The organism is Pseudomonas sp. P5_B2, assembly GCF_056400445.1.
In genome coordinates, this window is the sequence record NZ_JBFULH010000353.1 from 1 (window position 1) to 4,295 (window position 4,295).

5 protein-coding genes are annotated in these 4,295 nt (G+C 58.2%); 3 read left to right on the top strand and 2 right to left on the bottom strand.

Features of this window, described 5'->3' with window-relative positions:
* Positions 1-244 (top strand): OprD family outer membrane porin (locus AC1DRJ_RS20185; protein WP_477803701.1); only part of this gene is annotated, 244 nt, incomplete at its 5' end.
* Positions 245-451: 207 nt separating this feature from the next.
* Here the strand turns inward: AC1DRJ_RS20185 and AC1DRJ_RS20190 are convergent.
* The gene (locus AC1DRJ_RS20190) at positions 452-715 is read right to left on the bottom strand and encodes a hypothetical protein (protein ID WP_477803702.1); all 264 of its coding nucleotides are present in this window, start codon (positions 713-715) and stop codon (positions 452-454) included.
* Between the two features lie 265 nt (positions 716-980).
* Positions 981-1,736, bottom strand: coding sequence for a hypothetical protein (locus AC1DRJ_RS20195; protein ID WP_477803703.1), 756 nt, complete (start codon positions 1,734-1,736; stop codon positions 981-983).
* 751 nt (positions 1,737-2,487) lie between these two features.
* Here AC1DRJ_RS20195 and AC1DRJ_RS20200 point away from each other — a divergent pair.
* Positions 2,488-3,660 (top strand): DUF2252 domain-containing protein, encoded by a 1,173-nt coding sequence (locus tag AC1DRJ_RS20200; RefSeq protein WP_477803705.1) that lies wholly within the window; start codon positions 2,488-2,490, stop codon positions 3,658-3,660.
* On the top strand, positions 3,660-4,295 hold a 636-nt coding region (locus tag AC1DRJ_RS20205; protein ID WP_477803704.1), incomplete at its 3' end, for a class I SAM-dependent methyltransferase. The genes AC1DRJ_RS20200 and AC1DRJ_RS20205, both read left to right, overlap by 1 nt.

Genomic DNA, 4,295 nt, shown 5'->3' on the forward strand with positions numbered 1-4,295 from the left:
CGGAATGGGTGTCCCGGGGCTGACGATGATGAACCGCTACATCAGTGGCGACAACGTGCACACGGGCACGATCACCGACGGCAAGGAATGGGGCCGCGAATCGGAATTGGCCTATGTCGTACAGTCTGGCACCTTGAAAAACCTCACCGTGAAGTGGCGCAACGCAACTATTCGGAGAGACTACAGCACCAACGAATTTGACGAAAACCGCGTCTTCATCAGCTACCCGATTTCGTTGCTGTAACTCCAGTTGAGCACGCTGCGTTCATCTGTAGGAATACAGATCGAACGTAGCAGGGATTGTGTAATGTTTTTACGCACTCTGAGCCAGCAGCCAGTCAAGTGAGGGCTTCTATCAGACGGGAAAACCTGCTCCGTCGCGATGTCCTCCTGCCCCCCCTGACCGACTTCGGATAAATTGACCCGTTGATGGACTGACAAGGGTTAATTATCAATATTTGACATCTCGAGCGGTGTCACGCGAGTCCTGTTTGGTGTCGCGCTTATCCTGACGGCAATCGTTGCGACTCTTTTCATCACCCTCCTTGCATTCCTCCTTGGCTTCCCGAGAACCCTCGCGCCCTTCCTGCTTGACGTCGCGCGACTCTTGTCGCTGATCAGCCTGATCGGTCGCGTGAACAAGCGTCGGCCCCCAGAGGCCACCCGTTGCAATGGCCACTGTGGCCAGGACAGTCAAATAATGTTTGCGCATCATGATCTTCCTCCAACCAGAGTATTCAATCACTTCGCGCCCTTGCCGATCACCGCACACGGCTGACGGGCGCAGTTGTACAACGCATACCGGAAAAACGCCTCGGAATGTGGTGGTTAACAATAGTCGACATAGGCGGTCCTACAAGGGCGTTGATTTCCGCCGGTCGCGACAGCCTCACCAGCCCGGTTCCGTGCCTTCCCCTTATCTAGAAAAAAGTCGCAACCCGGCGTCTCTCTGGGATTGCGACTCTTTACTGATACGTCCTTCATGCTTTGGGGACGTTTTCTGTTGATATGCCTGCGGATCTTGCAGGTCTAATTTTGTACCTCAGCCACGTCCCTGTCCGGCGCGTCTGGAGCATCCGGAGCATCTGGGGCGTCCGCCAAATCTCCTCTGGCTGCGCGCGCCTCGGCTTTGGCAGCGTCCCTGTTCGCGTCTGCAGCAGCCCTCGCAGCATCTCGGGTTGCATTTGCGTCAGCCTTGGCGGCGTCCCTGGCTGCATCGGCGGCAGCCCTCGCCGCATCTCGGGTTGCATCTGCGCCCGCGACACCTGCAGCTTTTGCAGCGTCCCTGGCCGCATCCGCGTCAGCTCGAGCGGCATCTCTAGTTGCATCCGCAGCGGCTTTGGTCGTATCTCGGGCCGCATCGGCATCGTTTCTGGCCGCATCCCTGGCCGCATCGGCTGCATCGTTGTCAGCGTCGTTATCATGCGCATTGCCCGGGCCTCTGTTTCCGGCAATACCGCCATGGTCAGCGTCGCCGCGCGCCGGACCTCCATGACCGTCACCATCATGACCAGCAGCATGACCGCCGCCCTCTCCATGGCCACTGCTACCGTGACCATTTCCTGAGCCACCACTGCTGGAGCCACCGCCACCGTGACCACCACTGCTTCCGCCAGAGCCGCCGGAGCCGCTACCGCCACCGTCGCCACCGTGACCACTGCCTCCGGAACCTCCACTGCCAGAGCCACCGCCACCGTGACCACCACTGCCTCCACCACCGCCGCCGCCGCTGCCATCTTTGGCATACACGCTGGAGAAACTACCGATGTAATCGGGCACCAAGACAGTCGATGCCGACAGGACGCCGCCTATTGCGAGCGCCAATAAACATTTCTTGAGAAGCATGATGCACCTCCGCTGGGCGTTGCGGCGTCAACTCCGTAACGAACGCAAACACCAGTGAGTTCCCGGCCGCCCATTGGAGCGGCCAGCCAACCGGCGCGGTCATGAATCAGCAGCAATAGCGAGAACGAGCAACTGCGGTTCCGCAAGATCCCTCAGAGCCAGTTAGCTGTATTGAGTGGAAAAATATCCCCACATTTTTTATAGATAAGTACTGCCCGCTCAAGTTCAACGCCAACACACGCACGATGCAGCACTGAAGATCAGAACTGCTACGCTTGAAACAGTAGCTGTGGCGTTTTGCAGCCTACTGGCGCACGTGTTCTCTGTGGCTGATGGAACAGTCGAATTACCCGATCCTGTGCCCTGGCGAGTCTAATTTCGTTGAGCAAAGGAGTGGACATGGCCCCCCGCAAAAACAAGTCTGCCAACCGCATGGCAGGGCGATCAGAAGACCACGGGGATGAGCGAGTCTTTCACTCGCGCAAGGAACGACTGTACGAAGGTGAGCTATTGCGCGCGCGTCTGCCGCATGCCGTTCACGCCGAATGGAAACCGGCGCGCAAACACCGTGACCCGATCAAACTCCTCGAAGAGTCCAACCGCTATCGACTGCCCAATCTGGTACCTGTGCGCTATGGCCGCATGTTGCGCAGTCCATTCACCTTTTTACGCGGTTCTGCGGGTTTGATGGCCCATGACCTGGCCATGCTCCCGACCACCGGCATTCAGGTACAGGCCTGCGGGGATTGCCACCTGATGAACTTCGGGTTGTTCGCGACACCTGAGCGCAATCTGATTTTTGACATAAACGATTTCGACGAAACGCTCCCCGCTCCCTGGGAGTGGGATGTCAAACGCCTGGCGATCAGTTTTGCCGTGGCCGCGCGCGATAACCGCCTCAGCGATAAAAGTGCACGGGGTATAGCCGCCGAATGCGTTCGTGCTTACCGCGTGTACCTGCGAAAATTTTCCAAGATGAACCCGATGGATGTCTGGTATGACCGCCTGGATGCGCAGGCGATCATTGATATGGCACCCAATGCCGAGATCAAGAAAATCCGTGAACAACTGGTCGCAAAAGCCAAGATGCGTGTCGGCGATTACCTGTTTCCCAAGATCAGCGGCGAAGTCGGGGGGCGGCGACGCCTGATCGATCAACCCCCCATACTGTTTCATGTGTATGAAAAGGGCTTTGCGCGCAGCGTCCATTTGGCATTGCAGGATTATCGATTGTCGCTGCCTCATGAACGGCGCGTGCTCTTCGATCGCTACCGTCTCGAAGACATTGCCGTCAAAGCTGTCGGGATCGGCAGTGTCGGAACCTATTGTTTCGTCGGCCTGTTCTTCTCAGCGGAAAACCATCCTTTGCTCCTGCAATTCAAGGAAGCCTGCCCCTCGGYGCTGGCGCCCTATGCAGGCAAGAGTGCCTACGAGAACCAGGGGCAGCGTGTCGTTACAGGACAGCGCCTGACCCAGTCGTCCAGCGACATTTTTTTGGGCTGGACACGCGGCCAAAACGGCCGGTACTTCTTTGTGCGTCAGTTACGAGACATGAAAATGTCGGCGCCCATCGAAGGCATATCCGCTGCACGGATGAAAATGTACGCCGAGTGGTGCGGTCTTACCCTGGCCCGTGCCCACGCCAAATCAGGGGATGCGGCACTCATCAGTGGCTACCTGGGCAAGACCGATTCCTTCGACCAGGCCATCGGAACATTTGCCATAGCCTATGCCGATCAAAATGAAAAAGACCATGCCGCGCTGGTGGCCGCGGAAAAATCAGGGCGGATCAACGTGCTGAGAGAAGAAGAGTGATGGAGCCGATCCAACAAACAAATCCGGACATCGATCTATCTGCCCCCGAACTCTCACTGATCCAAAGTTGGCAGCACAACGCGCAATCCTGGATCGATGCCATCCGCAGCAGCGCCATTGAAAGCCGCCAGAGGGTCACCAACCAGGCCATCCTGTTGGCGGTAATGGGTCGTCAGCCCGAGCACGTACTTGACCTCGGCTGTGGCGAGGGTTGGTTATTGCGCGCGCTGGCTGAACGGGGCATCAAGGCGGCCGGTGTGGATGGAGACGCGACACTGGTCGAGGCGGCACGGGCAGCGGGCGCTTCACCGGTGCATTTGGCGAGCTATGACGCATTGGTGGAAGCGAAGGTGAACGTCGGCCATGACTACGACCTGATCTGCGCCAACTTCGCGCTGTTGCACCAGGACATCATTCCTCTGCTTGCCGCCATGAACGCCCTGCTCGCCCCTGGCGGTAGCCTGGTGATCCAGACGCTGCATCCGTGGACCACAGCGGCGGGCGATTATCAGGATGGTTGGCGGGAAGAGACCTTCGCCGGGTTCGAGGGGCAGTGGCACCCCATGCCCTGGTACTTTCGCACCTTGTCCAGTTGGTTCAATGCACTGGACATGGCTGGCTTTCGGCTGGTGGGC

What these genes read in the sequence shown, in the direction of transcription:
- AC1DRJ_RS20195 (WP_477803703.1), bottom strand. Translation starts at nt 1,736, where the DNA reads ATGGCAGCGGCGGCGGCGGTGGTGGAGGCAGTGGTGGTCACGGTGGCG.
- AC1DRJ_RS20190 (WP_477803702.1), bottom strand. Translation starts at nt 715, where the DNA reads ATGATGCGCAAACATTATTTGACTGTCCTGGCCACAGTGGCCATTGCA.